Origin of the sequence: Brevundimonas sp. UYEF29 (genome assembly GCF_040546195.1) — a bacterium.
Classification (GTDB): Bacteria; Pseudomonadota; Alphaproteobacteria; order Caulobacterales; family Caulobacteraceae; genus Brevundimonas; species Brevundimonas huaxiensis.
Genome location: NZ_JBEPNH010000002.1, coordinates 111,464 through 136,539, shown reverse-complemented (window position 1 = coordinate 136,539; position 25,076 = coordinate 111,464). Strand labels below are relative to the sequence as shown.

The window sequence follows — 25,076 nt, the reverse complement described above, 5'->3', positions numbered from 1 at the left end:
AACCAAAAACCAGCGACGGTTGCGATTCAAACGCAATTAGTTCATGGTTTGTTCTCATGGCCGAGACTAGCATCGAATGGACAGACGCGACCTGGAATCCGGTCGCGGGCTGTCTCATCATCTCTCCTGGATGCACGAATTGCTATGCCATGCGCATGGCCGCGCGGCTGGAGGCTATGCGTGTGCCAAAGTATGAGGGACTGACGCGAAAGAGCGGTCAACGCTACATCTGGACAGGGAAAGTCCGGCTGGATGAGGCCTCGCTCGACATTCCGCTGAAGTGGAGGAAACCGCGCAAGATTTTCGTCAACTCGATGTCGGATCTATTCCACGCCGACGTTCCGGCAGAGTTTATTGCGCGCGTTTGGTCGGTCATGGAGCGGACGCCGCAACACACCTACCAGATCCTCACGAAGCGGCCCGAACGGATGCGCGAGGTTTTGACGACTTTAGGTCTGCCTGCGCTTGAACATGTTTGGCTCGGCACCAGCGTCGAGGATTCCGCAGTTCTACATCGTCTAGATGATCTGCGAGCCACACCCGCCATCATTCGGTTCGTGTCCTTCGAACCCCTGATTGGATCAGTGGCTAATGCAGATCTGACAGACATCCATTGGGCTATCGTCGGCGGTGAGTCAGGCCCTAGAGCGCGCCCAATGAACCAGATTTGGGTGGACGAAATTCGCCTTCGCTGCCGGACAGCTGGCACCGCGTTCTTCTTTAAACAATGGGGCGGAAAGAACAAAAAGACGGCGGGTCGAACCTACCTGGGGCAAACATGGGATGAACTACCCAGCCTTCAGTAAATGTTCGACTATCGGCTTAGCTGCGTTCCATGCGGCCGGGCTTGGATTCGCCATCAAGAAAAATAGCGAAAACATTGGAGCTCCCTGATCGTTGTAGAGTCGCTTGGGACCAGCAACTCTAGGGAAGATCGTCTTGAAGCGCGCAGATACAAAATCTTCCAAAACGGCAAGATCGCTTGTGCGCTTTGTCTCGACGACTTCATCGCCAAATAAGTCTCGATGAGCCTTCGAATTATACCAAGCCTGCTCCCAAGCGTCGGTGCCCAGGAAGCGAGTGAGTGAAGCCCTCTTGACCTCACAAAGGTCAGACGGATTTTTCGTAGCTTGACGATAAAGACCAGACAGCGACACCAGATACCAGATGTCCATTGCCTTGGTGCGGGCGATTGCCTCCAATGTCGCCCAATCCACTTGAAGACGATATGGATCTAAAAACACCACAGCACGGGTGCTCTTCCAGCCATACCAATCTTCAGCGAGCTTCAAGAGGTCGTTCGCATCACCCCTATGGACCGCTATATCTCTATCTGGATATTTTGCCTTTAGGGCTTCGAGCGCAGCTACATGTTTTGGCTTCTGCTCCATAAATATCAGGCGGTCGAATGGTGGATTTATATCTATAGCAATCTGCGCTGACCCCTTGCGACGATCCAATGACTCAGGGGTGTGGCCAACTAGGGTGACCTCTTCTGCAATGCGTTTGGTGATCTCACCCGTCCCCGCAAATGCGTCGATGTACCAAAGCTTGAAGTTTTTGCTCCGCATCAGCGTGGCGTAGGATTGCAGATATCCCTGCACCATCGAAAGCTTCAGGCTCGTCGATAGACTGCCGAATTCGTGTTCGCCAATTTCTGACAAGCTTCTCACCCCTCGTGAAGAGTCGCATTCAGCCCCACAACGCCAAGATGTGCAACAGATGCCCACCCTCGTCCTCCTTGCCGGGCCGAACGGCGCCGGCAAGACCACCTTCATCAACGGCTTCCTGCGGGAGCGGACGGAGGCATTTCAGTTCGTCAACCCGGATGAAGTCGCGCGCGGACTGACCGGCGACGGCCCGGCACGCGATCTGGCGGCGGGGCGTCTGGTTTTGGAGCGGCTGGACGCGCTGACGCGCGCCGGGGCGGACGTGATCCTTGAGACCACTCTGGCGACACTTTCGCACGCCGTGCGCATTCGCCATTGGCGGGCGCTCGGCTATCGGGTGGAGCTGGTCTATCTACGCCTGCCCAACGCCGACTATTCGGTTGCACGCGTCGCGCGCCGGGTCGCGCGCGGGGGACATGGCATTCCCGAGGACACCCTGCGCCGCCGCTTCCTGCTCAGCGCCGAGTATCTCGAAACGACCTACAAGCCCGCCGTCGATGCCTGGAAGATCTACGCCAATGGCGACGACGGTCTCGATCTGCTAGATTGGGGACCGCGATGAACAAGATGCTGATCGACCACGAAACCGCGCTGAAGGCCGCTCGCCGCGCCGCCGAGATGGCGAAGCACGGCACGCGCGAGGAGCAGTCCGGCAAGTTCCTGCCGCCTCCCGGCTGGAAGGGGCATCTGGTCACCGCCGCCGACGCCGCGCCTGCGCCGAAGAAGCGGGCCTGATCTCTTCTTTCGTCGTCCTCCGGCAAGCCGCGTCTTCGCGGCGCATACCGGGGGACCCAGCGGCGCGCGCGAGCGCGACCCTGTCGCGGACACTGACGCCCCACATCCTGCGTGAACAGATCGCCTTCGGCGCCGCTGGGTTCCGGGTCTCCCCTCGCTTTCGCGAGGGTTCGCCCGGAATGACGAAAGAAAAGCATCCGACCGGAGGATGACGACAGGAAGGGAATGCACAGCTAGCCGCCCTACCTATGCACGACGTCCCTGCCCCGGCCGTTGAAATCCCTCGCCTTTCGCGAAATCGACGCCCTCTATCCTATCACGCCTCGGCGCGGCCTTAGATTGGCGGCGCGTCCTGTGTCGGGCGCGGGCGACAGGCCGGGGATGGGATGGACGACGACCACAGCTATGACGACGGCGGGTTCGAGGGGCCGCGCGATCCGTTTTACGATGCGATGACCCAGCAGGCGCTGGATCAGATCCGCATCCTGCGCGAGGCGGGTCTGGAGCAGACGTATCGCGACGCCCTGCATCACGATTCCTCGCCCGAGGCCGAGGCGGCCTTCTGGCGCGCGCACGGCCTGCCGATGCATCTGTTGCGGCTGCCCGATCTGGTCACCTCGGACCCCGCCGCGCGCGCAGCCGACCGGGTGCAGAACCGGGCCTATCGCCGCCTGTCGAAAGAGGCGTGGGAGGCGGCGGGCACGGCCTATCTGGCCGGGTCCACGGCCGAGGAGGTCAGCGCCGTCTATGGCATGGCGGTCAGCACCTTTCGCGCCCGCGCCAGGGACGAAGGCTGGCGGCGCGAGGATCAGCCCGATCCGCTGCGCGAGCCCATCGATCTGGAGGCCGAGACGGCCGAGGGTCTGCCCGACTATGGCGCCATGGCGGCCCACGCCCTGGTGCGGCTGAACCGGGCGCTTCAGGCCGGGCGCGCGCTGGAGGCCGCGCGCTGGGTGCGGCTGCACGCCGACCTGACCCGGATGGCGGCCGCCTCGCCCGCACCTTCGTCTGCGCCCCCGCCGAAGCCGCCGGCGCCGCCCCCGGCCCAGCCCAAGGAACCCGACCTGGGCGAGCGCGCCGCCGCCGTCGCCGAACAGGTCGGCCAGATCGCCCGCGAAGCCTGCGCCCTCAAACGCGGCGACTACGCCGGCCGCGACGCCCTGATGGCCCGCCTCAAGGCGCTCGACGACCTGAAACCGGCCCCGAGATCAGACGAATTAGACGAAATAGACGGTGTTTTTGCGGGGGCGGCGTCTAAAGCCGAACCGCCGGGCTGAAGGTGGGTCGTGAATGGTGAATCGTGAGTGGTGACTCGTGAAAAGAGGCACGCCCATTCACCAATCACCACTCACCACTCACCCCCCTCACACCTCAGACGCGATCTTGCGCAGGGCCTCTTCGAACACCGAGGCCGGCTGGCCGCCCGAGATCAGATATTTGCCCTCGACCACCACGGCCGGGACCGAGGTGATGCCGCGTGCGCGCCACAGGTCCTCGGCCTGGCGCACGGCCTGGGCGTAGCGGCCCGAGGCCAGCACCTCGCCCGCCTCGGCCCGGTCCAGCCCGGCCTTTTCGGCGGCGGTGGTCAGGACCCCGGCGTCGGTCAGATTGCGGTTCTCGGTGAAGTGGGCGGTGAACAGCGCCTGTTTCAGCGCCTTCTGAGCATCTTTGATTCCTTGGCCGGGCCCCGTCTCATGCGCCCAGTGCAGCAGCCGGTGGGCGTCGAAGGTGTTCCAGATGCGGCTGTCGTCGGTCATGCGCATGTCGAAGCCCACCTCGCCGGCCCGCTCGCGGATCATGGCTCGGTTGGCGGCGGACTGCTCAGGGCTCGCGCCGTATTTGCGGCCGATGTGTTCGACGATGTTCTCGCCCTCGGGCGCGATCTGGGGGTTCAGCTCAAACGGCTGAAAGGCGATGTCGGCCGCGATCCCTTCGTCCCTCAGCGCGTCCAGCGCCGTGTCCAGCCCGCCCAGCCCCACCACGCACCAGGGGCAGACGACGTCGGAGACGAAGTCGATCTTCAGGGTCTTGAGCGGAGCGTTCATGGCGCGGCCTTCTGGAACAGCGGGTGTTGCTTTCCGGATATGGCGACGCTGCGCCGACCGGCAAGGCCTAGCCCAGGCTCAAATCCCGGGGCGGACGAATGCGGCGCCAGCGCGCCTCCACGAAGGCGAAGGCGCCGAAGGCCATCAGCCCCGCCGCCGTCAGCCCCAGGATCCACGATCCGCCCGGCTGGGCCTCCAGCGCGTCCAGCGCCGCCGCCGTCGTCGTCACCTCGCCCGAGCGCGCATGCAGCCCCGCCAGAACCACAAACACGCCCAGCGGCAGATAGGCGAACCCCCGCGCCGCATAGCCCGCCCGCGCCAGCGCCGTCGCCGTGCCGCAGAAGGCCTTGGGACAGGCCAGGGCGTCGTCGAAGTCGTCGCGAATGGCCCTGACGATATTGCCGACGCCGACGCCCAGCACCACCAGCCCCGCCCCGATCAGCAGCACTTCTCCGAACGGCATCCCCAGCAGCATGGCCGCCTTCTCCTGGTTCTCGGCCACGCTTTCAGCCTGGGCCGTCGAGGCATTCGTCGCCTCGCCGAACTCGTCCAGATATTCGAACACCCCCGACGCCAGCACGCCGTAGAACAGGCCGCTGACCGCCTGGCCCGCTCGCGTCGTCCAGCCCTTCAGGTCGCTGCCCTCGTGATCCGCATCGAACACCGCCTGCAACACCCGCCAGCCGACGAAGGCCCACAGGCCCACTCCCAGCAGCACCAGCCAGACCTTGCCGAACGGCTGCTCGGCCAGCCAGCCCGCCGCCCCGCTGGTCCCCACCGCATCGCCGATCCGGTCCGTCGCCGCCAGCAGGGTCAGCGCCCCGGCCGACAGGTAAACGAAGCCCCGCGCCCCATAGCCGACCCGCGCCGCCCATTCGATCAGGGTCGCCAGCCGCGGCAGGCGAAGGGTCTTGGCGGCGTTCATGATGTCTCCCACGTCAGGACGCCCTCAACGCGCCGGCCAAGGCAAAGGCTCCGCTTCGACCCTGTGTCGACATCCGACAGACGCCGGCGGGCGTATAAGGTTAGGGTTCGCGCCCTTGGGGAGCCGTTCGCTTGAACATCTACGAGTTCCATTTCTTCGACGAGGCGGATCGCCGTCCGATGCTCGACTTCTTCGACGGCGCCGACGATGCGGCGGCGCTGGAAGCCGCGCGGTCTCAACTGTCGCGTCACGCCTCCTGCACGGGCGTCGAGGTGCTGGAGGCCGGCCGTCTGGTCGGCCGCGTCACCCGCTGAGCCCCCGTCGCGCTTTGCCCGATCGCGTACACAACGCGGTAAAGACACGACTTTTCCCCAGAAAGCCGCGTGATATATAGCAACGCTGTGTCGAGATTCGACAGACGCCACGCTCAGATCGCCTTATGCGCGAACTCATGAACCGCCTTTCGTCCGGCAACCGCTTGATCCAAGGGATGAACCCCGACGATCGCGACGCTCTCCTCGCCATAGCCACGCCGGTGGAATTCGCGCCCGGCCATGTGTTCAGCGAGCCTGACGACGCCATCGAACACCTGCATTTCATCGACAGCGGCTTCTGCTCGTCGGTCGCGGTGCTGGAAGACGGCCGGACCGTGGAGACCGTCATGATCGGGCGCGAAGGCGTGCTGGGCGTCGTCGCCTCGGTGGTGCCGCACCATGCCCACACCCGCAGCGTGGCTCAGGTCGCCGGGACGGCGCGCCGGGTGGACGCCGCCAAGTTCCGCGCCCTGTCGGCCCAACGGCCGGGCGTGCGCGACGCCGTCGCCGACTACATGGCGCGGCTTCAGGGCGAGTTGGAGCAGTCGGCCGCTTGCAACGCCCTGCATCATGCCGGGCAGCGGTTCGCCAAATGGCTGCTGCGCTGCCACGACCGGGTCGAGGGCGACACTCTGAACCTGACGCAGGAGTATCTGGCCTCCATGCTGGGCTCGCAGCGGACCACGGTGAACGAGGCGGCGCAGGGGCTTCAGAAGGCGGGCGCCATCGCCTATTCGCGCGGTCGGATCACGGTGCTGGATCGGGCGGCCTTGGAGCGGGCGGCGTGCGAATGCTACCGCCGGGGCGACGACCTGCAGCCCTAGTCGACCTGGGCGGCCGGCAGTTCGAGAACCGCCTTCAGCCCGCCCATGTCGCTGTCCGACAGCATCAGCCGCCCGCCATAGGCGCGCGTCAGGTCGTCCACGATCGACAGGCCCAGGCCCGAACCCGGCGCGCTCTCGTCCAGCCGCGCGCCACGTTGCATGACCGTGTCGCGCTGATCCGCCGGCAGGCCCGCGCCGTCGTCCTCGACCACCAGGATCATCTGACCCAACCCGCTGCCGCCCGCCGAGACGCGCACCCGTCGCCTGGAGAATTTGGCGGCGTTCTCGATCAGATTGCCCAGGATTTCCTGCAAATCCTGACGCTCGCCCAGGAAGGACAGGCTGTCGGGCGCACGCCAGTCGATCTCGACGTTCTTGTCGCGGAACACCTGCTCGATCATCACGGCCAGCTCGTCCAGCACCTCGGCGACGGGCGTCGTCTCGCCCAGACCGTGGGCGGCGCGCGCAGCGGCGCGGGCGCGGCGCAGGTGGTGGTCGACCTGACCCTGCATGATCTTGGTCTGGTGACGCACCAGTTCGGGCAGATCGCCCTCGCTCGTCCCCGCCTCGGCCAGCATGACCGAGATCGGCGTCTTCAGCGCATGGGCCAGATTGCCGACGTGGGTGCGCTGGCGATCCACGACCTCCTGATTGTGGTCCAACAGGCGATTGACCTGCTCGGCCAGCGGCTGGATTTCCTGAGGATAGGAGCGGCCGATCCGGGCGGACTTACCCTTGCGCACGTCCGCGATCTCGTTGCGCAGGTCGAAAAGGGGGCGCAGGCCGATCCGCACCTGGATAAAGACCGCCGATACCAGTCCCAGCCCCAGGATCAGGAAGGCGATCCAGGTCACACCTGCGAACTGGCGCGTGTCCGCATCGACGTCGGAGCGATCCAGCGCGGCGATGAAGATGACCGGATGTTCGTGCCGGGGAATGGACTTCATGCTGGCGGCGACGCGCAGCGGTTCGCGCGTCTCGGCGTCGTCCTTGGGCCCGGTGGTGTTGAAGGTGATGACGTCGCCGAAGGCCGCATCCAGACGCGCGGGCAGATCGGCGGGCAGGGCCAGGTCATAGCGCCACAGCGAGGTCGAACGCGCCAGGCTGACCAGCCGTCCGTCAGGGCGAACCTCCATGATCTGCCAGTATTTGCCCGAGAGCAGACGCAGGGTTCTGGCGTCCTGGATCTGCGGAATGGCTTCGCCTTGCGGCGTGCGACTGGCGCCGACCACGATCTCGTCGATCGTCTCGTTCAGCATGGCACCCAGACGCCGCAGGGCGGATTCCTGAAACGCCTGGGTCAGCACCAGCGCTGAAATGACCAGAGCGACCAGGATCCAGGCCGAGGCCAGCCAGATCAGCCGGCGCGTCAGGGAGCGACCGGGGCGACCGAACCAGCGACCCCAGTCGTGGAGCCCGTCGGCGTTGGGTTTCGAAGCCGTCGCCTCGGTCACGCCGGGTCGGATTCGCCCGCCAGCGGCGTCAGCCGATAGCCGAGGCCCCGCACGGTCTCGATCCGGTCCGATCCGACCTTCTTGCGCACCCGGCCGATGAACACCTCGATGGTGTTGGAATCGCGGTCGAAGTCCTGATCGTAAAGGTGTTCGACCAGTTCCGTGCGGCTGATGACGCGGCCCTGATGCATCATCATGTAGTGCAGCAGCCGGTATTCCAGCGAGGTCAGGCGCAGGGGCTCGCCATTGACGCTGGCCCGCGCCGCGCGAGGATCTAGCCGCAAGCCGCCGCACGACAGGGTCGCCGAGGCGATGCCCGCCGAGCGGCGCAGCAGCGCCCGCAGACGCGCCAGCAGCTCTTCGGTGTGGAAGGGCTTGGTCAGATAGTCGTCGGCGCCGGCGTCGAAACCCGCCACCTTGTCCGACCAGGCGCCGCGCGCCGTCAGGATCAGGACCGGCGTCGTCTTGCCCTAGCGCCGCCAGCGCTCCAGCACCGACACGCCGTCGATCTTGGGCAGGCCGAGATCCAAGACGATGACGTCATAGGGTTCGTTCTCGCCCAGGTAATGGGCTTCCTCGCCGTCCGGCGCATGGTCCACGGCATAGCCCGCGTCGCCCAGCGCCGCCTTAAGCTGACGCGACAAATCCGCGTCGTCCTCGACCAGAAGCACGCGCATCAGTTCGGCCTGCGACGTTGATTGTTGTTGTCGGGACGCGCCTGTCCGGTCTGGCCGTCGACCACGACCTCGCGCACGCGACCGTCGCGTTCGACCAGGACGGAATAGTTGCCGTCGCGGCGCGGTTGGGTGTCGATCGGGCGACCGCCGCCGGCCTCGCCGCCACGACGACGGGCCTCGTCAGGACTGACGCGCGGACCACGGTCCTGCGAGCGCTGATCCTGGTCGCGCGACTGGGCCTGCGCCGACGTCGTCATGACGGGCGCAAAGGCCAGACCGAGAGCCAGAGCCAAGGCCGGAGGGGCGATCAGGAGAGGGGCGGGTTTACGAAACATGGCGACCGATCTAGTCCCGATCATCTGAACGGGCGCTGAATACGTCGTATAGTTTAAAGCGAACGCTGCTCCAAACCGCAGACCAAATCCGAAGACGGCGGTGTGACGTCTTTTTCATCCAGATGAACCGAACCTGATCGATCCTGTTCAGAACCGGCTCAGTCGCCGGGTGCTCAAATCGCCTCATCGCTGGTCACCCCGACCGGCAGAACATTTGAGGAGATCGCCATGCGCAAGCTCATCGTCCCCGCCATCGCCCTGGCCGCCGCCTCGGTCGCCGCGCCGTCCTTCGCCCAGTCCTACCACCGCCCGGCCCCGCCCCATCACGCCAGCTATGGCTCGTGGCAGTCGATCAACGCCCGCCAGGCCAACCTGGATCGCCGCATCGATCAGGGCGTCCGCAACGGCCAACTGAGCCGCCGCGAAGCCACCCGTCTGCGCGGAGAGTTCAACAGCCTGCTGCGCCTGGAGGCCAACTACCGCCGCGGCGGCCTGACCGCCTGGGAGCGCCAGGACCTGGACCGTCGCTTCGACCGCCTCTCGGCCCAGATCCGCTACGAACGCCGCGATTACGACAACCGTCGCGGCTGATCATCTCGACAAAGACAGTTGGAAGCGCGGCCGCAAGGCCGCGCTTTTCTTGTTTGATCTGCAGCTCCACGGCCGGACGCTGCGCGGCGCATCCTCAAGCGCGTCCTTGCATTAGAAAGTCCGCCCGCCGGCCCTTCACACGTCGCCCGCGCTGCGACCGACCCAGCTTCTCTGTTTTTATGAATCCTTTAGGTCGGCGGCCCGGACTCGCATCGCGCCATTATGCCGCCCGGTGGTCTGTTCCCGCTCGAACTTGAGCGAGGAGGCCGGATTGGCCGATGTGATTTTTCTGGCGGTGGGTGCGGGGGCGTTCGCCGTCTTCGCCTTGCTGGCCACAGCGTTGAAGCGGGTATGACGATGATCGCCATGCTCTGGGGGGCGGGGGCGCTGGTCGTCGCCGTTTATATGGTCGCGGCCCTGCTGCGGCCCGAGCGGTTCTGAGGAACCGGGACGGATTTCATGAACATGCAAGGATGGGGCGAGATCGCCCTGACCCTTGGGCTGGCCGTAATGCTCGGCTGGCCCATCGGCGTTTATATGTCGCGCGTCTGGAACGGCGAGCGGACCTGGCTGGATCCGGTGCTGAAGCCGGTCGAGGCCGTCTTCTACGGCGCCGCCGGCGTCGATCCGAAACGCAGCCAGGGCTGGCTGGGATACGCCGGCGCCCTGTTGGCCTTCAACCTGGCGGGCTTTGTCCTGCTGTATGCGATCCTGCGTCTGCAGGGCGTGCTGCCGCTGAACCCGCAAGGGTTCGCCGGCGTGTCGCCGCATCTGGCCTTCAACACCGCCGTCAGCTTCGTGACCAACACCAACTGGCAGAGCTATGGCGGTGAGGCGACCCTGTCGACCTTCACCCAGATGGTCGGGCTGACGGTGCAGAACTTCGTCTCGGCGGCGACGGGCGCGACGATCGCGGCGGCCCTGGCGCGCGCCTTCGTCGCCAATCGCGGCGAGGGCGTCGGCAACTTCTGGGCCGATCTGACACGCACGACCCTGTACGTCCTGCTGCCCGCCGCCCTGATCCTGGCCGTGGCCCTTTCGGGTCTCGGCATCGTCCAGAGCCTGGCGGCCCATGTGACGGCGACCGGCGTCGAGGGCGGATCCCAGACCTTGCCGCTGTTCCCGGCGGCCAGCCAGGTGGCGATCAAACAGCTGGGCATCAACGGCGGCGGCGTCTTCAACGTCAACGGCGCCCATCCGTTCGAGAACCCGAACGCCATCACCAATCTGCTGACCGCCGTGGCGATCAACGTCATGGGCTGGGCGGCCTTCTTCGCCTTCGGCCGCACCGCCATGGCGGGACGCGACATCCGCGCCCTGGCGGCGGCCGCCCTGATCCTGCTGAGCGCCGCCAGCGCGGCCATGTATGTGATCGAGACCCAGCCGGCCCCCGCCCTGGTCGCGGCCCAGGTCGACGCCTCGGTAAACATGGAGGGCAAGGAGGTCCGCTTCGGCGCCCCCGCCTCGACCGTCTGGTCCGTGGTCACCACCGGCGCCTCTAACGGCTCGGTCAACGCCATGCACGCCAGCTTCATGCCCTTGGGCGGCGGCTTGCAGATGTTCCTGATGCAACTGGGCGAGATCCTGCCCGGCGGGATCGGATCGGGCATCGCCATCATGGTCGTCATGGCCCTGCTGTCGGTCTTCGTCGCCGGCCTGATGGTCGGGCGCACGCCCGAGTATCTGGGCAAGAAGATCGAGGCGCGCGAGATCCAGTTCGCCATGATCGCGGTGCTGATCCTGCCGCTGGCCATCCTGGGCTTCACCGCCGTGTCGGCCGTCTTCCCGACGGCGCTGGCGGGCCTGCTGAACAAGGGGCCGCACGGCCTGTCGGAAATCCTCTACGCCTACACCTCGGCGGCGGCGAACAACGGCTCGGCCTTTGCGGGCCTGACCGCCAACGCCCCCTGGTGGAACACGACCCTGGGTCTGGGGATGCTGTTCGGGCGGTTCATTCCGGCCGTCGCCGTCCTGGCCATCGCCGGCAGTCTGGTGGCCAAGCCCAAGCTGGCGCCCAGCCCCGGCACCCTGCCGACCGACAATGGCCTGTTTATCGGCCTGTTGATCGGCGTGATCCTCATCCTCGGCGGCCTCCAGTTCCTGCCCGCCCTCGCCCTGGGACCGATCGTCGAGCACTTCCAGGTGCTTGCCGCGGTCGCCGGCGCCTGATCCTTCGGACATCCTGACATGACACAAATAACTCTGGATCCGCGCGAGGGCGGCCGTGCGTCGCCTCTCGCGGGCGGCCTCTCGGGACAGGTGATCGGACGCGCGGTCGGCGACGCCTTCGTCAAGCTGAACCCCGTCAGGTTGATCAACAACCCAGTCATCTTCACCACCTGGATCGTGGCGCTTCTGTCCACGCTCTCGGCGGCGGCGGCCATCGCCGGCGGTCAGTCGGCGGGCTTTGCGGTGCAGCTGGCGCTGTGGCTGTGGGCCACGGTCCTGTTCGCCAATGTCGCCGAAAGCATCGCCGAAGGGCGGGGCAAGGCGGCGGCCGATTCCTTGCGCGCCACCCGCGTCACCACCAAGGCCAAGCTGATCGTCGATCCGAAGACCGGCAGCGTGGTCCCGACCAACGCCTCGGAGCTTGAAGTCGGATCGATCATCCTGGTCGAGGCCGGCGACGTGATCGCCTCGGACGGCGAGATCGTCGAGGGCGTCGCCTCGGTCAACGAGGCCGCCATCACCGGCGAGAGCGCCCCGGTGATCCGCGAAAGCGGCGGCGACCGATCGGCTGTCACCGGCGGCACCACAGTGGTTTCGGACTGGATCAAGGTGCGCATCACCGCCAAGCCCGGCTCGACCTTCCTCGATCGCATGATCGCCATGGTCGAGGGCGCGGATCGCAGGAAAACGCCGAATGAGCTGGCCCTGGCCGTGCTGCTGGCCGGCCTGACCCTGATCTTCCTGATCGCGGTCGTGACCCTGGTGGGCCTGGGCGCCTATTCCGGCGTCGATCTGGATCCGATGGTGCTGGGCGCCCTGTTCATCACCCTGATCCCGACCACGATCGGGGGTCTGCTGTCCGCCGTCGGCATCGCCGGCATGGACCGGTTGCTGAAGGTGAACGTACTGGCCACCTCGGGCCGTGCCGTGGAGGCGGCAGGCGACGTCGACACCCTGCTGCTCGACAAGACCGGCACCATCACCTTCGGCAACCGCATGGCGACCGAGGTCATCCCGGTTCCCGGCGTGCGCCCCGAGGCCGCCCTGGCCGCCGCCGTCATGGCGTCGCTCGCCGACGAGACGCCGGAGGGCCGCTCCATCGTCGAGCTGGGTCGCAACGCCGGCGTCTCGGTCGATCAGCCCGCCGGCGCCGTCGCCATTCCCTTCACCGCCGTCACCCGCCAGTCGGGCCTGGACGTCGGCAAGGACAGCTGGAGGAAGGGCGCGGTCGATGCGGTGCTAAAGGATCTGAACCTGATCGACGGTTCGGCCCCGGTCGAGTTCCGCCAGGCCGTGGACCGGATCGCCCGCTCGGGCGGCACGCCCCTGGCCGTGACCCAGAACGGCGTCCTGGTCGGCGTCATCCACCTGAAAGACGTGGTCAAGCCGGGCGTAAAGGCGCGCTTCGCCGACCTGCGCCGGATGGGTCTGCGCACCGTCATGATCACCGGCGACAATCCGGTGACGGCCGCCGCCATCGCTTCGGAAGCCGGGGTTGACGACTACCTCGCCGAGGCCACGCCTGAGGACAAAATGCGCCTGATCAAGGCCGAACAGGCCAAGGGTCGTCTGGTCGCCATGTGCGGCGACGGCGCCAACGACGCCCCTGCCCTGGCCCAGGCCGATGTCGGCGTGGCCATGCAGACCGGCGCCCAGGCCGCGCGCGAGGCCGGCAACATGGTCGATCTGGACAGCGACCCGACCAAGGTCATCGAGATCGTCGAGGTCGGCAAGCAACTGCTGATCACGCGCGGCGCCCTGACGACCTTCTCGGTCGCCAACGACGTGGCCAAATATTTCGCCATCATCCCGGCGATGTTCGTGGTGGCCCTGCCGTCGCTCGGCGCGCTGAACGTCATGCGTCTGCACAGCCCCGAGAGCGCCATCCTGTCGGCGGTGATCTTCAACGCCCTTGTCATCGTCGCCCTGATCCCGCTGGCGCTGAAGGGCGTCAAATACCGGGCCATCGGAGCCGGCGCGCTTCTGGGTCGCAACCTGCTGATCTACGGCCTGGGCGGCCTGATCGCCCCGTTCGTCGGCATCAAGCTGATCGACCTGCTCATCTCCGGCCTGGGTCTGGCGTGATGCGTCGGGAGGTCTCTCGCATCCTGCAACTCGTCGTGGCGGTGCTGGTCATCGCCGTGATGTGGGGCGTGGCGACGCTGCAGCAGACCGACCCGCGCACCCGCTCCAATCCCATGGCCATTCATCCTGTTCGAATAGAGAAATCCAATGCGTAAATCCTTCTCCAAGGCCTCGGGCCGCAACGACGCCTGGTTCGCCGCCGCCTGTATCGTCGGCCTCGCCGGTCTCGGCCTATGCAGCGAAGCCAAGGCCCAGGACGTGTCGGCCCCAACCGTTTCGGCCAACGTCGCCGTCACCTCCGACTACGTCTTCCGCGGGGTCAGCCAGACCCAGGAAAACCCCGCCCTTTCGGCCGGCGTCGATCTGACCAGGAACGGCTTCTACGCTGGCGGCTGGGCCTCCAACGTCGATTTCGGCGACGACACGGACGCCGAGGTCGATCTGTATGCCGGCTATCGGCCCGAGGTCGCCGGCTATGCGCTGGACTTCGGCGTGATCGGCTATCTCTACGCCGGTCAGCCGGACGGCGCCGACTATGATTATGTCGAGTTCAAAGCCGCCGCCTCACGCGCCGTCGGTCCGGCCACCCTGGGCGCCGCCGTCTACTATTCGCCCGACTTCTTCGGCGCGGCCGAGGACGAGGCGACCTATGCCGAGGTCAACGGCGCGGTCAGCCCGGCCGACAAATGGACTGTCTCGGGCGCCGTCGGGCGTCAGTGGGTGTCGTCGGACCTGGACTACACCACCTGGAACCTGGGCGCGGCCTATCAGCTCACCGACAATTTGGCGCTGGACCTGCGCTATCACGACACCGACCAACACGACTTCGGCGACATCTACGGCGCACGCGCCGTAGCCACGCTGAAGGCGACCTTCTGAGGCGACGACCATGGTCAACCAACTTCGCCCGGCCCTCGTCATGACGGCTCTGTTCACCCTGCTGCTGGGCTTGGCCTATCCGCTGGCCGTCACCGGCATCGCCCAGGTCGCCTTCCCGGACCAGGCCAACGGCAGTCTGGTGCGCGACGCCGGCGGGCGGGTCGTCGGCTCGTCCCTGATCGGCCAGCCCTTCGTCGGCGCCACCTATCTGCATCCGCGCCCGTCGGCGGCGGGCGACGGCTATGACGCCGCCGCCTCGTCCGGCTCCAACATGGGGCCGCTGAACCCGGACCTGATCGCGCGCGTCGCCGAAAGCGCCCAGACGATCCGCGCCGAGGACGGCCCCGGCGTCATCCCGGCCGATGCGGTGACGGCCTCAGGTTCGGGCCTCGACCCGGACGTGTCCCCGGCCTACGCTCGGCTTCAGGCCGCGCGGATCGCCCGCGCCAGAGGCGTTCCCGTGCAACAGGTCCAGAGCATCATCGACGCGCACATCGAGGGGGCCTTCCTGGGCTTCATCGGCCAGCCGCACGTCAATGTCCTGCTGACCAACCGCGCGCTGGACGCCCGCTTCGGGGCGGAGGGCTGATTGCCCGAAACGGCGCCCGAAACGCCCGCGACTTCAGCCGTTCCGCGCCGCAAGCGCGGGCGGCTGAAGGTGTTTCTGGGCATGTCGCCCGGCGTGGGCAAGACCTATGAAATGCTGCGCGCCGCACGCCGTCGAAAGGCCGAGGGGCTGGACGTCGTCGTCGGCGTGGTCGAGACCCACGGCCGCAAGGAGACGATGAGCCTGCTGCGCGGGCTGGACGTCATGCCGCGGGCGCCCATCGAACACCGCGACCGCGCCCTGATGGAGTTCGACCTCGACGGCGCCCTGGCGCGACGGCCCGAACTGCTGCTGGTCGACGAATACGCCCATTCCAACGCGCCCGGTTCGCGCCATCCCAAGCGCTGGCAGGATGTGGAGGAACTGCGCGACGCCGGCATCGACGTCTGGACCACGCTGAACATCCAGCATCTGGAAAGCCTGTCCGACGTCATCCTGCGCATCACCGGCGTGCGCCAGCGCGAGGCCGTGCCCGACAGCGCCCTGACCGGCGCCGACGACATCGAGGTCGTCGACATCACGCCCGAAGACCTGCGGGCGCGTCTGGCCGAGGGCAAGGTCTATGTGCCCGAAACGGCGCGGGTGGCGTCCGAGAACTTCTTCAAGATCGAGAACCTGACGGCGCTGCGCGAACTGGCCCTGCGGCGGGCGGCCCAGACGGTGGACGACCAGCTGCTGACCCACCTGCGCGAACGGGGCGTGTCGGGGCCGTGGGCGGCGAACGAGCGGATCCTGGTCTTGGTCGGCGGCGACGCCATGACCGCCTCGCTGGTTCGGACCGGTCGGCGGATGTCGGACATGATGATGGACGCCCCCTGGTCGGTGGCCCATGTCGAGCGGCCCAGCGGATCGCGCGTCGACGCCCGGTCGGCGGGACGGCTGTCAGAAGCCTTCAAGCTGGCCGAGCAGCTGGGCGGACGGCCCGTGACGATCAGCGGCGACGACGTGGTGCGCGCCGTTCTGGACCACGCCCACCGCAACAACGTCACCCAGATCGTCATCGGCAAGACGCGCGGCGGGCGGTTCGCCGAATGGACCGGCCGGGCCTTGGCGACCGAACTGTTGCGAAAGGCGCAAGGGGTCGCCGTCCACGTCGTGACCGAGGGCGATCTGACCGCGCCCGAACCGGCGGCCAAGTCGGGCGTCCGGGCGGCGCTGGACTGGCGCGGCTATCCGGCCGGGGCGGGGTTCGTCCTGGCGGCGACGGGGGCGGCCCTGTTGCTCGATACCCGGTTCGAGCGGGTCGATCTGGGCGTCATCTATCTGGCGGCGGTGGTGGCGGCGGGGGTGCTGAACGGCCTCAGACCCGCGCTGGCGGCGGCGACCCTGGCCTTTTTGACCTACAACTTTCTGTTCCTCCAGCCGCGCTACAGCTTCCTGATCGGTTCGCCGACCGACTTTTTGACGCTGCTCCTGTTCTGGGGCGTAGCTCTGGGCACCGGCGCCCTGGCGGGGCGAGTGCGCGAACAGGCCAGAGCCGCCCAGCGCCGCGCCGCCGCCGTCTCGGCCCTGTTGGCCGCCAGCCAGACCCTGTCGGCCGGCCAGGATCGCGCGACCACGGCCCGCAGCCTGGCCGAACAGGCCTCCGCCGCCGCCGGCGCGGGCGCCGTCGTCCTGCTGCCCGACGGCGAGGACATTGTGCTGACGGCGGCCAGCCCCGAGGGCGTGACCCTGGCCCCCGACGCCATGGCCGCCGCCCGCTGGGCCTGGACCCACGGCGAGGTGACGGGCCACGGCACCGGCACCCTGCCGCAGACCCACTGGCGGTTTCAGCCCTTGCAGGGCGTGTGCGGCCGGGCCGGCGTCGCGGGCATCGACGCCTCGGCCGTGGCGGCGGGCTCGGACGAGGAACGTCTGGCCATGGCGTTGCTGGACTAGGGCGCCGTGGCGCTGGAGCGCGCGGATCTGGCCGGTCAGGCGCTGGAGACCGAGACCCTGCGCCGCGCCGACCGTTTCCGCGCGGCCTTGATGAACTCGGTCAGTCACGACCTGCGCACGCCCCTGTCCACCGTCCTGGGCTCGGCGACGACCCTGATCGACTATGGCGCGACCCTGAAGCCCGAGGTCCGCGATGACCTGTTGCTCAGCATCCGCGAAGAGGCCGAACGCCTGTCGCGCTATGTCGGCGATCTTTTGGATATGACCCGGCTGGAGGGCGGCGGCCTGAACGTACGCACCGACTGGACCGATGTGCGCGATATCCTGAACACCGCCGCCGACCGGGTGTCGCGCCGCCTGGGCCAACGCAAGGTCACGCGCGATTTTTCGGCCCAACTCAGCATCCCGACCGCCGAGTTGGAACGGGTATTCGACAAGTTCCGCCGCATGGAAGAATCCACCGATCGGGCCAAGGGCGCCGGGCTGGGCCTGGCCATCGCCAAGGGCTTCGTCGAGGCCATGCGCGGCCGCATCGCCGCCGCCAGCCCGATCCAGGACGACGCCGACGGCAAGCGCGGCACCCGCATCCTGATCAGCCTGCCCAAGTCCATCGCCACCCACCCGGATCTGCTGTGATGTCCGCCGTTCGCCCCCAGGTTCTGGTCATCGACGACGAGCCGCAGATCCACCGCTTCCTGGCGCCCGCCCTGGACGCCGCCGGCTATGAACCCCGCCGCGCCGACAGCGGTCAGGAGGGCCTGCGCGCCATCGCCCTGTGGAGCCCCGACGCCGTGGTTCTGGACCTCGGCCTGCCCGACATGGACGGCAAAGACGTCCTGACGCGGGCGCGCGACTTCTATCAGGGGCCGATTATCGTCCTGTCCGCCCGCGACCGCGAGGCCGAAAAGATCACGGCCCTGGACCTCGGCGCCAACGACTATGTCGAAAAGCCGTTCGGCGTCGGCGAACTGCTGGCGCGCATCCGCGCGGGTCTGCGTCAGGGCGCGCTGACGCCGGTCGCGGGCGGGGTCGTCTCGGCCGGCGATGTCGTCATCGACCTGGACCGCCGCATCGTCACCCGCGCCGGCGAGCGGGTGAAGCTGCGCCCTAAGGAATACGATGTCCTGGCCTACCTCGCCCGCAACGCCGGCAAGGTCCTGGGTCACGCCGACCTGCTCAAGACCATCTGGGGCGCCGGCCACGCCGACGACGTTCAATATCTGCGCGTCGTCGTCGGCCAGCTCAGGCACAAGCTCGAGGCCGACCCGGCCCAGCCCGTTCTTCTCGTGACCGAGCCGGGCGTAGGGTATCGATTGGCGGACTGAGGCCTTCGGCGAGAGGGTTCGGCTGTCCTTCCAGATGCAGCCTCATCATGGCCGGCGCGTTGTCTGCGAAACCCATGTCTAATCCAGGCCCCCTCCCCCCGATCGTCTATCACCCGGCCTACAGCGCCGAACTGCCATCGGGTCATCGCTTTCCGATGCAGAAGTATGCGCGCTTGGTCGAGGTGCTGGGAGAGGAAGGGCTGATCGGACCAGAGGGGCTGTGGGAGCCCGAACCTGCGGATTACTCGCTGCTCGCCGCCGTGCATGATCCCGACTATGTGCGCCAGGTGCTGGACGTCTGCGTTCCGCCGAAAGTCGAACGGGTCATCGGCCTGCCCATCACGCAAAGCGTCGTCGAACGCACGCAGGCCGCCGTCGGCGGCACGCTGACCGCAGCCCGTCTCGCCCTTCGCCATGGCCTTGCCTGCAACACGGCCGGCGGCAGCCATCATGCGGGCCCGATGGGCGGCGCCGGCTTCTGCGTCTTCAACGACATCGGCGTGGCCGCGCGAGCCCTGATCGACAGTGGCGAAGTCGGACAGGTCCTGGTGGTCGATCTGGACGTCCACCAAGGCGATGGAACCGCCTTCATCTTCGAGCACGAGCCCCGCGTCTTCACCTTCTCAATGCATGGCGAAAAGAACTTTCCGGTGCGCAGGGGGCCCAGCGATCTGGACATCGACCTGCCCGACGGAACCGGCGACGCGGCCTATGTCGCCCGGCTCAAAGAGGTTCTGCCTGACCTGCTTCAATGCGTTGCGCCGGACCTCGTCTTCTACATCGCCGGCGTCGATCCGCACGAAAGCGACCGGCTTGGGCGGCTGTCGCTCAGCGACGAGGGATTGGCTGAGCGCGACGCCTATGTGCTTGAAGCCTGTCTGGCGGTCGCGCCGCTCGTCGGCGTCATCGGCGGTGGATATGACCACGGTATTGATCGTCTGGCGCGTCGCCATGCGACGCTGCATCGCGCGGCCGCCCACGCCTGGCGGCGCGGCTTGGCCGGGCGGGAGGCTTGATCTTGGCAGACCCGGCGCCGCTCATCATCACCGCAGCCCTGGACGACGGCGCCTTCGACTGGTTCGACGCCTTGCGCCAGGCGCACTTTCCCCGCCACCGCAACGTCGTCCCGGCCCATCTGACCCTGTTCCACGCTCTCCCCGGGGCCCAGGAAGGCTTCGTGTTGGAGACGCTGAAGTCGGCGTGCCGACGCCAGGCGCCCATCCGCCTCGATGTACGTGGCCCGTGGTCCCTGGGGCGTGGCGTCGCCTACCGCTTGGCGTCCGCCGATCTGGACCGACTGCGTAGACAACTCGCGGAGGCCTTTTCACCCTGGCTGACCCGTCAGGACCAGGCCCCGTTCCGACCTCACATCACGGTCCAGAACAAGGTCGAACCCGCAGACGCCAAACAGCTGCTTGAGCAGCTTCAGCTGGAGTTCGAGCCGTTCGACATTCTCGCTGAAGGCCTTTTCGTCTGGCGCTATCTAGGCGGCCCGTGGGAGCCGATTGATCGGATTCCTTTCGAGGGCAAGCTGACCCTCGACGATTAGAATGCACCCGTCAGTGCAATGGCGACCCCGGCAGGACTCCAACCTGCGACCTCGGCTTTAGGAAAGCCTTGCTCTATGCAGCTGAGCTACGGGGCCACACCCGACGCCGTAGCGGGTCGGGGCGGCGGGGGGAAGTCAGGGCGGCGAAAAAGTCGGCCGACGGCCGGGCGACCCCGGCGTCGGGCGTTTGTGGTTAAGGCACCTTAACCTACAAGATATCGCGGTGAACAAAGGACGAAACGGGCGATGTCAGCGATTCGGTCCTGATTCGTTTCGTCCTTGTTCCGCGAGAACGGAACGGCCGTTAACCGACGGGCGGGACGTGGGCGGTCAGGGCGCGCAGACCCTCCAGAAGGCGGTCGGAGTCGGCGCTGGTCTGACCCTGGGCGGCCAGGGTCAGGCGGAGCGCGCGGACGTGAACCTCGACCGAGGGCCAGGACCAGCTGCCGGCGCTTTTCATCCGGTCGGCGATCTCGCACAGGCTGAAGGCGGCCTCGAAGAAAGTCGGGACGTCCAGATAGCCGGCCATGTCGACCATGGCGGAGGCGAAGGCGTAGATTTGGTCCGGGGCATCCTGCGGGCGGGTCGCGCACAAGGTGTCGATGGCGTCGACGTTGGCCGTCAGCAGGGTGAAGACATGGTCGCGCTGTTCATCCAGCGCCTGGTTGGCGCGGGACTCGGCCTCGACGATCAGGCGGCCGCCGGGCCGCGCCATCTGACGCTGGAGCGAGGTGTGGACGCGGCGGACTGTGGAGGGTTTGGGCGCGGCGACAGGCTCGGTCACAGGCTGACCTTCATCGGCTTCATCAGCATGTCGATCTCGTCCTGATCCATGTTTTCCTCGACCGCCTCGCCCAGATCGCCGGTCAGGTCGCTTTCGCGACGACCGTCGGTGCCGGGAGGCGGACCATAGTTGTGCACCCGGCGGTCTGGGCCGATGTAGTGTTCGGACTCGACGAAATCCCGGTCCTCGCCGCCCAGCCAGATGATGCGCTTCAGCAGCAGAGACGGCGACAGGGGCTTGGCGACGATGAAGCTGGCGCCGCAGTCGCGGCCCTGGTGGACCTTGGCCTGGGAGGCGTGACCCAGGATCATGATGACGGGCACATAGCGGGTCGGCGTGGGGGCGTCGCGCCGCAGCCAGCGCACGAAATCATAGCCGTCCATGTCCGGCATGATGCAGTCGATCAGGATCAGATCGACCGAGCGGCGCGCCAGCAGTTCGACGGCGGCCTGAGCCGAGGCGCATTTGATCTGCTCCTTGCAGCCGAACCCCTGGACGATGGAGCCCAGCATATCTAGCGACGTGGGCTGGTCGTCGATCAGAAGGACCGTGGTGTGCGCCAGATTGACCCGATCGCTCTTGGCCATGGCGTCAGAACAGCATCAGGTCGCCGGCGTCGGCGGTCGATTGCGGGCGATGCTCGCCGGCGGCGGGACGAAGGCGGCCGGCCATGTCCGCCAGCGACAGGCGGCTGACGGCCTCGGACGGGCTGGCGCCGCCGCCCAACATGCGCAGGACGCCGGACAAGGCTTCGAGACGCTGGGTCAGGGCGTCCAGGGCCTGGGCCTGGGTCAGGGCGTTGGGGCGTTCCTCGGGCGGGGCGCGGCGGACCAGAGCGCTGACCAGGGCCTCGATCCCGTCAATGCCTTCGCGCACCAGCATCAGCTCGTCGGCGACGGCGGCCAGCAGATCGGCGTGTTCGGGAGGGGCGCTCATCTTCAGAACAGTTCCAGGGCGCCGGTGTCGACCGGGGCCATGACGGGCACGGGCTTGGGCGCGACGACGTCGGTGACGGCGCGCTGCAGCGCGCGGCCGGTGACGGGCCAGTAGTGCAGTCGCCGTCCGCCATCGCCGCGCAGACTGCCGCCCACGACAGGAATGCCTTCGTCGCGCAGGAATTTCTCGGCGAAGTCGGCGTTGCTGCGCCCGACGTCGCGCAGGCTGTCGAACATGCGGCCGCCGCCGAACAGCTTGGCCTCCAACCGGTCGCGCCGTGCGCCGGCCTTGAGCATGTCGTTGATCAGAAGCTCCATCGCATAGGCGCCGTAGCGACGTCCCGCGTCGGTCCCTGCGCCCGAGCCTTCGGGCAGCAGGAAGTGGTTCATGCCGCCCACGCCCGCCAGCGGATCGCGCACGCACATGGCGACGCAGGACCCCAGTATGGTGCTGAGCACGACATTGGGATCGGACGTGATGAAGTGCTCGCCCTGACCGACGTGAACACGTTTTTCGGCAGTGTCCTTCAGGGCGGCGAAACTCATGTCAGGGGACCGAAGACGGCTTCCAGCTTGCCCTTCAGCTGGGCGACGGTGAAAGGCTTGACCAGATAGTTGTTGACGCCGAACTGCACCGCGCGCTGCACCAGTTCCCGGTCGGCGCGGCCCGTCAGCATGATGAAGGCGGTCTTGGAGGTCGGCGGGTGGGCGCGCACGGCGCGCAGAAGGCCCAGACCGTCCAGGTTCGGCATATTATAGTCGGAGATGATCAGGTGCGCGGGCTTGGACACGATCTCGCGCAAGGCGATTTCGCCGTCGGCGGCCTCGCGGATCTCGCGCACGCCGAGCTGTTGCAGGCTGGTGCGAACCAGCGAGCGCATCGTCATCTGATCATCGACGACCAGGCAGTGAAGTGAGGCGGCGGCGGGCATAGGTTACGCTCCCGATTAGGCGACAGACCGCGCAGCCGGATCGGCGCACAGTTCGAGAATGGCGGTGGACAGGCGGTGCAGCGGCAACTGCCGCTCCACGGCGCCGATTTCATGGGCGGCCTTGGGCATGCCGTAGACGACGCAGGTCGCCTCGTCCTGACCCAGGGTGCGGCCGCCGGCCTGGCGCATGGCCAGCAGGCCCTTGGCGCCGTCGCGGCCCATGCCGGTCAGGATGACGCCGGTCATCGGACGTTTCAGCCGGGCGACGGATTCGAACATCACATCCACCGAGGGGCGGTGGCCGTTGACGGGATCGCTGGCGATCAGGCGGCAACGCGGCGTCAGGCCGCCCGAGACCTCAAGATGGGTTGCGCCGCCGGGGGCCAGATAGATGTGGCCTGGCTTCAGCGGCGCGCCGTCCACCGCCTCGGTCACGGTCGGGGCGCAGACGCGGTCCAGACGGGCGGCGAAGCTGGCGGTGAAGGTCGCCGGCATATGCTGGGTGATGACGGTCGCCGGGCAATCCAGCGGGAAGCCGCTGAGCACCGTCAGCAGGGCCTCGACCCCGCCGGTGGACGAACCGATGGCGAGAATCTGATTGGGATCGGCGTGATAGGCGCGCGGCGCCTCGGCGGCGGCGGGCGTATCGCCGCGGGCGCGGACGCGCGAACGGGCGGCGGTCTTCACCTTGCCGATCAGGTCGTGGAAAGCGTCGACGCTGGCGACCGCCGGTTTGGCCACAGCATCCACGGCGCCGATTTCCAGCGCGGCCAGGGTGACGTCCGTGCCCGCCGCCGTCAGAGTCGAGACCATGACCACCGGCATCGGCCGCAGCCGCATGATCTTTTCCAGGAACTCCAGCCCGTTCATGTTGGGCATCTCGACGTCGAGCGTAATGACGTCGGGGTTCAGCGCCTTGATCGCGGCGCGGGCCTCGATGGGATCGGCGGCGGTGCCGACGACCTCGATCTCAGGATCCGACTTCAGGGCGGCCGAGATCAGCCCGCGCATGGTCAGGCTGTCGTCGACGACGAGGACGCGGACGGGGCTCATGCGCCACCCAGGCGATAGGTGGTCAGGCCGGCGGTCTGAAGCTGGCTGGTCGCCGGGCCGGAGACGCGTTCGGAGTGACCGATGTAGAGGGTCGCGCCGGGGTTCATCAGCGGGGTGAACCGCTTCCACACCCGCTCCTGGGTCGCGTCGTCGAAATAGATGACGACGTTGCGGCAGAAGATGACGTCGAACTTGCCCTTCATGGGCCAGTCGCCGATCAGGTTCAGCTCCTTGAAGCTGACCAGGCGTTTCAGCTGGGCGCCGGCGACCCACTGGCCGCGATCGGCGCGGTCGAAATATTTGCGCCACAGGGTGACGGGCGCGGGCTCCAGCGCCTCTTCGGAATAGACGCCGTCATGGCCCTGGGCGACCATATTGGGATCGATGTCGGTGGCCAGGATGCGCACATCCAGCTCGGCCGCCTCGGGCAGGGCCTGCAGCACGGTCAGGGCCATCGAATAGGGCTCCTGCCCGTTCGAACAGGCCGCCGACCACAGGCGGACCCGGCCGCCGGCGCGGGCGCGCGCCGCCAGTTCGGGCATGACCCGGTCGCGCAGGTCGTCAAAATGGTGCGGCTCGCGATAGAAGCGGGTAACGTTAGTGGTCAGGGCCGCCGTCATCTTCTGACGCTCGTCCACGCCGTCCACGCCCTCGACCAGGGCGCAGTAGTCGCGGAAGCTGGTTAGACCCAGGGTGCGCAGGCGCTTGGCCAGGCGCGAATACACGAGCGCGGCCTTGCCCTCGTTCAGGGCGATGCCCGCGTGGGCGTGCAGCATCTGGGCGATGTGGCGGAAATCCTCAGCGGTGAAGACGAACTCGCCCTCGACGATGGATCCCCGGCCGGCGGCGGCGGTCATGCGGCTTCGGCCTCGACTTGCGGCAGGATGTAATCCAGTTCGATCAGGCTGATCATGCGGCCGTCGATCGAGAAGATGCCCTTAACGAAGGTCTTCACCTGATCGCTGGCGACGTCGGGCGTCGGCTGGACCGAGGCCTCGCTCATCTGCAGGATGTCGGACACGGCGTCGACCAGCAGTCCGACCATGCGGCCGCCGATGTGGGCCACCATGATGACGTGGCGCGCCGTCGGTTCCGAGGTCGTCAGGCCGAAGCGCGCGCCCAGGTCGATGATCGGCAGGACCGTGCCGCGCAGATTGATGACGCCCTTCATGTATCCCGGCGAACGGGGCAGAGGCGTCGCCGGCGTCCAGCCGCGGATTTCGCGCACCGACATGATGTCGACGCAGAATTCCTGACTGCCGATGCGGAAGGCGATCAGTTCACGCTGGAGATCTTTGGCTTCGGTCATG

Annotated in this window: 29 protein-coding genes, 1 tRNA gene and 2 pseudogenes; 17 read left to right on the top strand and 15 right to left on the bottom strand. The window is 67.3% G+C overall.

What is annotated here, in order from left to right; translation table 11 throughout:
- Window positions 1-56: 56 nt before the first annotated feature.
- Window positions 57-806 carry a DUF5131 family protein gene (locus ABIB58_RS03560; RefSeq protein ID WP_354039133.1) on the top strand — a complete coding sequence of 250 codons (750 nt, stop codon included), beginning with the start codon at window positions 57-59 and terminating at the stop codon, window positions 804-806.
- On the opposite strand, the gene tcmP is transcribed toward ABIB58_RS03560, so the two are convergent.
- Window positions 789-1,664, bottom strand: coding sequence for a three-Cys-motif partner protein TcmP (gene tcmP / locus ABIB58_RS03555; RefSeq protein ID WP_354039131.1), 876 nt, complete (start codon window positions 1,662-1,664; stop codon window positions 789-791). The two genes, ABIB58_RS03560 and tcmP, sit on opposite strands and share 18 nt — an antisense overlap.
- Before the next feature lie 58 nt (window positions 1,665-1,722).
- Here tcmP and ABIB58_RS03550 point away from each other — a divergent pair, with 58 nt between their 5' ends.
- The 3 genes from ABIB58_RS03550 to ABIB58_RS03540 all read left to right on the top strand — a co-directional run bounded on the left by ABIB58_RS03550 (window position 1,723) and on the right by ABIB58_RS03540 (window position 3,682).
- Complete coding sequence (locus ABIB58_RS03550) at window positions 1,723-2,232, top strand: ATPase (protein ID WP_354039129.1); 510 nt, start codon at window positions 1,723-1,725, stop codon at window positions 2,230-2,232.
- Window positions 2,229-2,405 (top strand): hypothetical protein, encoded by a 177-nt coding sequence (locus tag ABIB58_RS03545; protein ID WP_157076466.1) that lies wholly within the window; start codon window positions 2,229-2,231, stop codon window positions 2,403-2,405. Before ABIB58_RS03550 ends, ABIB58_RS03545 begins: the two co-directional genes overlap by 4 nt.
- Before the next feature lie 386 nt (window positions 2,406-2,791).
- A complete protein-coding gene (locus tag ABIB58_RS03540; RefSeq protein ID WP_354039127.1) occupies window positions 2,792-3,682 on the top strand; it encodes a hypothetical protein in 891 nt (296 codons plus the stop codon).
- Window positions 3,683-3,769: 87 nt separating this feature from the next.
- Here ABIB58_RS03540 and ABIB58_RS03535 read toward each other — a convergent pair whose 3' ends face one another.
- Together ABIB58_RS03535 and ABIB58_RS03530 are read right to left on the bottom strand one after the other, a co-directional pair.
- The gene (locus ABIB58_RS03535; RefSeq protein ID WP_045811578.1) at window positions 3,770-4,450 is read right to left on the bottom strand and encodes a DsbA family oxidoreductase; all 681 of its coding nucleotides are present in this window, start codon (window positions 4,448-4,450) and stop codon (window positions 3,770-3,772) included.
- Between the two features lie 67 nt (window positions 4,451-4,517).
- The gene (locus tag ABIB58_RS03530) at window positions 4,518-5,375 is read right to left on the bottom strand and encodes a DUF1206 domain-containing protein (protein ID WP_045811577.1); all 858 of its coding nucleotides are present in this window, start codon (window positions 5,373-5,375) and stop codon (window positions 4,518-4,520) included.
- A 131-nt stretch (window positions 5,376-5,506) separates the two neighbouring features.
- On the opposite strand from ABIB58_RS03530, the gene ABIB58_RS03525 reads away from it, so the two are divergent.
- A complete protein-coding gene (locus ABIB58_RS03525; RefSeq protein ID WP_045811576.1) occupies window positions 5,507-5,689 on the top strand; it encodes a hypothetical protein in 183 nt (60 codons plus the stop codon).
- 137 nt (window positions 5,690-5,826) lie between these two features.
- A complete protein-coding gene (locus tag ABIB58_RS03520; protein WP_039244474.1) occupies window positions 5,827-6,513 on the top strand; it encodes a Crp/Fnr family transcriptional regulator in 687 nt (228 codons plus the stop codon).
- Here ABIB58_RS03520 and ABIB58_RS03515 read toward each other — a convergent pair.
- The 3 genes and pseudogenes from ABIB58_RS03515 to ABIB58_RS03505 all read right to left on the bottom strand — a co-directional run bounded on the left by ABIB58_RS03515 (window position 6,510) and on the right by ABIB58_RS03505 (window position 8,979).
- Entirely contained in the window at window positions 6,510-7,967 is a 1,458-nt protein-coding gene (locus tag ABIB58_RS03515; RefSeq protein WP_354039123.1) for a sensor histidine kinase, read from the bottom strand. The genes ABIB58_RS03520 and ABIB58_RS03515 overlap by 4 nt on opposite strands.
- A pseudogene (locus tag ABIB58_RS03510) lies at window positions 7,964-8,644 on the bottom strand (response regulator transcription factor). Before ABIB58_RS03510 ends, ABIB58_RS03515 begins: the two are co-directional and overlap by 4 nt.
- Window positions 8,644-8,979: a hypothetical protein gene (locus ABIB58_RS03505; protein ID WP_055806585.1), complete on the bottom strand. Its 336-nt coding sequence runs from the start codon at window positions 8,977-8,979 to the stop codon at window positions 8,644-8,646. The pseudogene ABIB58_RS03510 and the gene ABIB58_RS03505 overlap by 1 nt, the downstream one beginning before the upstream one ends.
- A 228-nt stretch (window positions 8,980-9,207) precedes the next feature.
- Here ABIB58_RS03505 and ABIB58_RS03500 point away from each other — a divergent pair, with 228 nt between their 5' ends.
- From ABIB58_RS03500 to ABIB58_RS03450, 11 genes and pseudogenes are all read left to right on the top strand, one after another.
- The gene (locus ABIB58_RS03500) at window positions 9,208-9,570 is read left to right on the top strand and encodes a hypothetical protein (RefSeq protein ID WP_039244144.1); all 363 of its coding nucleotides are present in this window, start codon (window positions 9,208-9,210) and stop codon (window positions 9,568-9,570) included.
- Between the two features lie 351 nt (window positions 9,571-9,921).
- Window positions 9,922-10,011 (top strand): potassium-transporting ATPase subunit F, encoded by a 90-nt coding sequence (locus tag ABIB58_RS03495; protein WP_105625212.1) that lies wholly within the window; start codon window positions 9,922-9,924, stop codon window positions 10,009-10,011.
- 18 nt (window positions 10,012-10,029) lie between these two features.
- Complete coding sequence (gene kdpA, locus ABIB58_RS03490; protein WP_354039119.1) at window positions 10,030-11,739, top strand: potassium-transporting ATPase subunit KdpA; 1,710 nt, start codon at window positions 10,030-10,032, stop codon at window positions 11,737-11,739.
- Between the two features lie 18 nt (window positions 11,740-11,757).
- Entirely contained in the window at window positions 11,758-13,824 is a 2,067-nt protein-coding gene (gene kdpB, locus ABIB58_RS03485) for a potassium-transporting ATPase subunit KdpB (RefSeq protein ID WP_354039117.1), read from the top strand.
- On the top strand, window positions 13,824-13,979 hold the full coding sequence (locus tag ABIB58_RS03480; protein ID WP_153923133.1) for a hypothetical protein: 156 nt from the start codon (window positions 13,824-13,826) through the stop codon (window positions 13,977-13,979). The genes kdpB and ABIB58_RS03480 overlap by 1 nt, the downstream gene beginning before the upstream one ends.
- Entirely contained in the window at window positions 13,972-14,703 is a 732-nt protein-coding gene (locus ABIB58_RS03475; RefSeq protein WP_354039115.1) for a TorF family putative porin, read from the top strand. The genes ABIB58_RS03480 and ABIB58_RS03475 overlap by 8 nt, the downstream gene beginning before the upstream one ends.
- Window positions 14,704-14,713: 10 nt before the next feature.
- Complete coding sequence (gene kdpC / locus ABIB58_RS03470) at window positions 14,714-15,292, top strand: K(+)-transporting ATPase subunit C (protein WP_045811570.1); 579 nt, start codon at window positions 14,714-14,716, stop codon at window positions 15,290-15,292.
- Window positions 15,293-17,824, top strand: a pseudogene (locus tag ABIB58_RS03465) (DUF4118 domain-containing protein). It abuts the gene before it with no gap.
- Window positions 17,824-18,513 carry a response regulator gene (locus ABIB58_RS03460; protein WP_354039112.1) on the top strand — a complete coding sequence of 230 codons (690 nt, stop codon included), beginning with the start codon at window positions 17,824-17,826 and terminating at the stop codon, window positions 18,511-18,513. The pseudogene ABIB58_RS03465 and the gene ABIB58_RS03460 overlap by 1 nt, the downstream one beginning before the upstream one ends.
- A gap of 74 nt (window positions 18,514-18,587) precedes the next feature.
- Complete coding sequence (locus ABIB58_RS03455) at window positions 18,588-19,529, top strand: histone deacetylase family protein (RefSeq protein WP_354039110.1); 942 nt, start codon at window positions 18,588-18,590, stop codon at window positions 19,527-19,529.
- 2 nt (window positions 19,530-19,531) lie between these two features.
- A complete protein-coding gene (locus ABIB58_RS03450; protein ID WP_354039108.1) occupies window positions 19,532-20,062 on the top strand; it encodes a 2'-5' RNA ligase family protein in 531 nt (176 codons plus the stop codon).
- A 19-nt stretch (window positions 20,063-20,081) separates the two neighbouring features.
- Here the strand turns inward: ABIB58_RS03450 and ABIB58_RS03445 are convergent.
- From ABIB58_RS03445 to ABIB58_RS03405, 9 genes are all read right to left on the bottom strand, one after another.
- Window positions 20,082-20,158 (bottom strand) — tRNA-Arg (locus ABIB58_RS03445).
- Window positions 20,159-20,366: 208 nt separating this feature from the next.
- Entirely contained in the window at window positions 20,367-20,846 is a 480-nt protein-coding gene (locus ABIB58_RS03440) for a hypothetical protein (protein ID WP_354039106.1), read from the bottom strand.
- A complete protein-coding gene (locus tag ABIB58_RS03435; RefSeq protein WP_045811566.1) occupies window positions 20,843-21,433 on the bottom strand; it encodes a response regulator in 591 nt (196 codons plus the stop codon). The genes ABIB58_RS03440 and ABIB58_RS03435 overlap by 4 nt, the downstream gene beginning before the upstream one ends.
- Window positions 21,434-21,437: 4 nt before the next feature.
- Window positions 21,438-21,782, bottom strand: coding sequence for a DUF8776 family protein (locus ABIB58_RS03430; protein WP_161639456.1), 345 nt, complete (start codon window positions 21,780-21,782; stop codon window positions 21,438-21,440).
- 2 nt (window positions 21,783-21,784) lie between these two features.
- Window positions 21,785-22,327 (bottom strand): chemotaxis protein CheD, encoded by a 543-nt coding sequence (locus tag ABIB58_RS03425; protein ID WP_045811564.1) that lies wholly within the window; start codon window positions 22,325-22,327, stop codon window positions 21,785-21,787.
- Window positions 22,324-22,713: a response regulator gene (locus tag ABIB58_RS03420; protein ID WP_039246211.1), complete on the bottom strand. Its 390-nt coding sequence runs from the start codon at window positions 22,711-22,713 to the stop codon at window positions 22,324-22,326. Before ABIB58_RS03420 ends, ABIB58_RS03425 begins: the two co-directional genes overlap by 4 nt.
- 15 nt (window positions 22,714-22,728) lie before the next feature.
- A complete protein-coding gene (locus tag ABIB58_RS03415) occupies window positions 22,729-23,766 on the bottom strand; it encodes a protein-glutamate methylesterase/protein-glutamine glutaminase (protein WP_354039102.1) in 1,038 nt (345 codons plus the stop codon).
- Window positions 23,763-24,623, bottom strand: a complete 861-nt coding sequence (locus tag ABIB58_RS03410; protein WP_045811562.1) for a CheR family methyltransferase — start codon at window positions 24,621-24,623, stop codon at window positions 23,763-23,765. The genes ABIB58_RS03415 and ABIB58_RS03410 overlap by 4 nt, the downstream gene beginning before the upstream one ends.
- The gene (locus ABIB58_RS03405) at window positions 24,620-25,075 is read right to left on the bottom strand and encodes a chemotaxis protein CheW (protein WP_039246217.1); all 456 of its coding nucleotides are present in this window, start codon (window positions 25,073-25,075) and stop codon (window positions 24,620-24,622) included. The genes ABIB58_RS03410 and ABIB58_RS03405 overlap by 4 nt, the downstream gene beginning before the upstream one ends.
- Window position 25,076: the final 1 nt, after the last annotated feature.

Bases quoted from the DNA above. Each gene is read 5' to 3' on its own strand.
- ABIB58_RS03560 (WP_354039133.1), top strand. From the start codon at position 57: ATGGCCGAGACTAGCATCGAATGGACAGACGCGACCTGGAATCCGGTC.
- ABIB58_RS03550 (WP_354039129.1), top strand. From the start codon at position 1,723: ATGCCCACCCTCGTCCTCCTTGCCGGGCCGAACGGCGCCGGCAAGACC.
- ABIB58_RS03545 (WP_157076466.1), top strand. From the start codon at position 2,229: ATGAACAAGATGCTGATCGACCACGAAACCGCGCTGAAGGCCGCTCGC.
- ABIB58_RS03540 (WP_354039127.1), top strand. From the start codon at position 2,792: ATGGACGACGACCACAGCTATGACGACGGCGGGTTCGAGGGGCCGCGC.
- ABIB58_RS03535 (WP_045811578.1), bottom strand. From the start codon at position 4,450: ATGAACGCTCCGCTCAAGACCCTGAAGATCGACTTCGTCTCCGACGTC.
- ABIB58_RS03530 (WP_045811577.1), bottom strand. From the start codon at position 5,375: ATGAACGCCGCCAAGACCCTTCGCCTGCCGCGGCTGGCGACCCTGATC.
- ABIB58_RS03520 (WP_039244474.1), top strand. From the start codon at position 5,827: ATGAACCGCCTTTCGTCCGGCAACCGCTTGATCCAAGGGATGAACCCC.
- ABIB58_RS03505 (WP_055806585.1), bottom strand. From the start codon at position 8,979: ATGTTTCGTAAACCCGCCCCTCTCCTGATCGCCCCTCCGGCCTTGGCT.
- ABIB58_RS03500 (WP_039244144.1), top strand. From the start codon at position 9,208: ATGCGCAAGCTCATCGTCCCCGCCATCGCCCTGGCCGCCGCCTCGGTC.
- ABIB58_RS03495 (WP_105625212.1), top strand. From the start codon at position 9,922: ATGACGATGATCGCCATGCTCTGGGGGGCGGGGGCGCTGGTCGTCGCC.
- kdpA (WP_354039119.1), top strand. From the start codon at position 10,030: ATGAACATGCAAGGATGGGGCGAGATCGCCCTGACCCTTGGGCTGGCC.
- kdpB (WP_354039117.1), top strand. From the start codon at position 11,758: ATGACACAAATAACTCTGGATCCGCGCGAGGGCGGCCGTGCGTCGCCT.
- ABIB58_RS03480 (WP_153923133.1), top strand. From the start codon at position 13,824: ATGCGTCGGGAGGTCTCTCGCATCCTGCAACTCGTCGTGGCGGTGCTG.
- ABIB58_RS03475 (WP_354039115.1), top strand. From the start codon at position 13,972: ATGCGTAAATCCTTCTCCAAGGCCTCGGGCCGCAACGACGCCTGGTTC.
- kdpC (WP_045811570.1), top strand. From the start codon at position 14,714: ATGGTCAACCAACTTCGCCCGGCCCTCGTCATGACGGCTCTGTTCACC.
- ABIB58_RS03460 (WP_354039112.1), top strand. From the start codon at position 17,824: ATGTCCGCCGTTCGCCCCCAGGTTCTGGTCATCGACGACGAGCCGCAG.
- ABIB58_RS03455 (WP_354039110.1), top strand. From the start codon at position 18,588: ATGTCTAATCCAGGCCCCCTCCCCCCGATCGTCTATCACCCGGCCTAC.
- ABIB58_RS03435 (WP_045811566.1), bottom strand. From the start codon at position 21,433: ATGGCCAAGAGCGATCGGGTCAATCTGGCGCACACCACGGTCCTTCTG.
- ABIB58_RS03430 (WP_161639456.1), bottom strand. From the start codon at position 21,782: ATGAGCGCCCCTCCCGAACACGCCGATCTGCTGGCCGCCGTCGCCGAC.
- ABIB58_RS03425 (WP_045811564.1), bottom strand. From the start codon at position 22,327: ATGAGTTTCGCCGCCCTGAAGGACACTGCCGAAAAACGTGTTCACGTC.
- ABIB58_RS03420 (WP_039246211.1), bottom strand. From the start codon at position 22,713: ATGCCCGCCGCCGCCTCACTTCACTGCCTGGTCGTCGATGATCAGATG.
- ABIB58_RS03415 (WP_354039102.1), bottom strand. From the start codon at position 23,766: ATGAGCCCCGTCCGCGTCCTCGTCGTCGACGACAGCCTGACCATGCGC.
- ABIB58_RS03410 (WP_045811562.1), bottom strand. From the start codon at position 24,623: ATGACCGCCGCCGCCGGCCGGGGATCCATCGTCGAGGGCGAGTTCGTC.
- ABIB58_RS03405 (WP_039246217.1), bottom strand. From the start codon at position 25,075: ATGACCGAAGCCAAAGATCTCCAGCGTGAACTGATCGCCTTCCGCATC.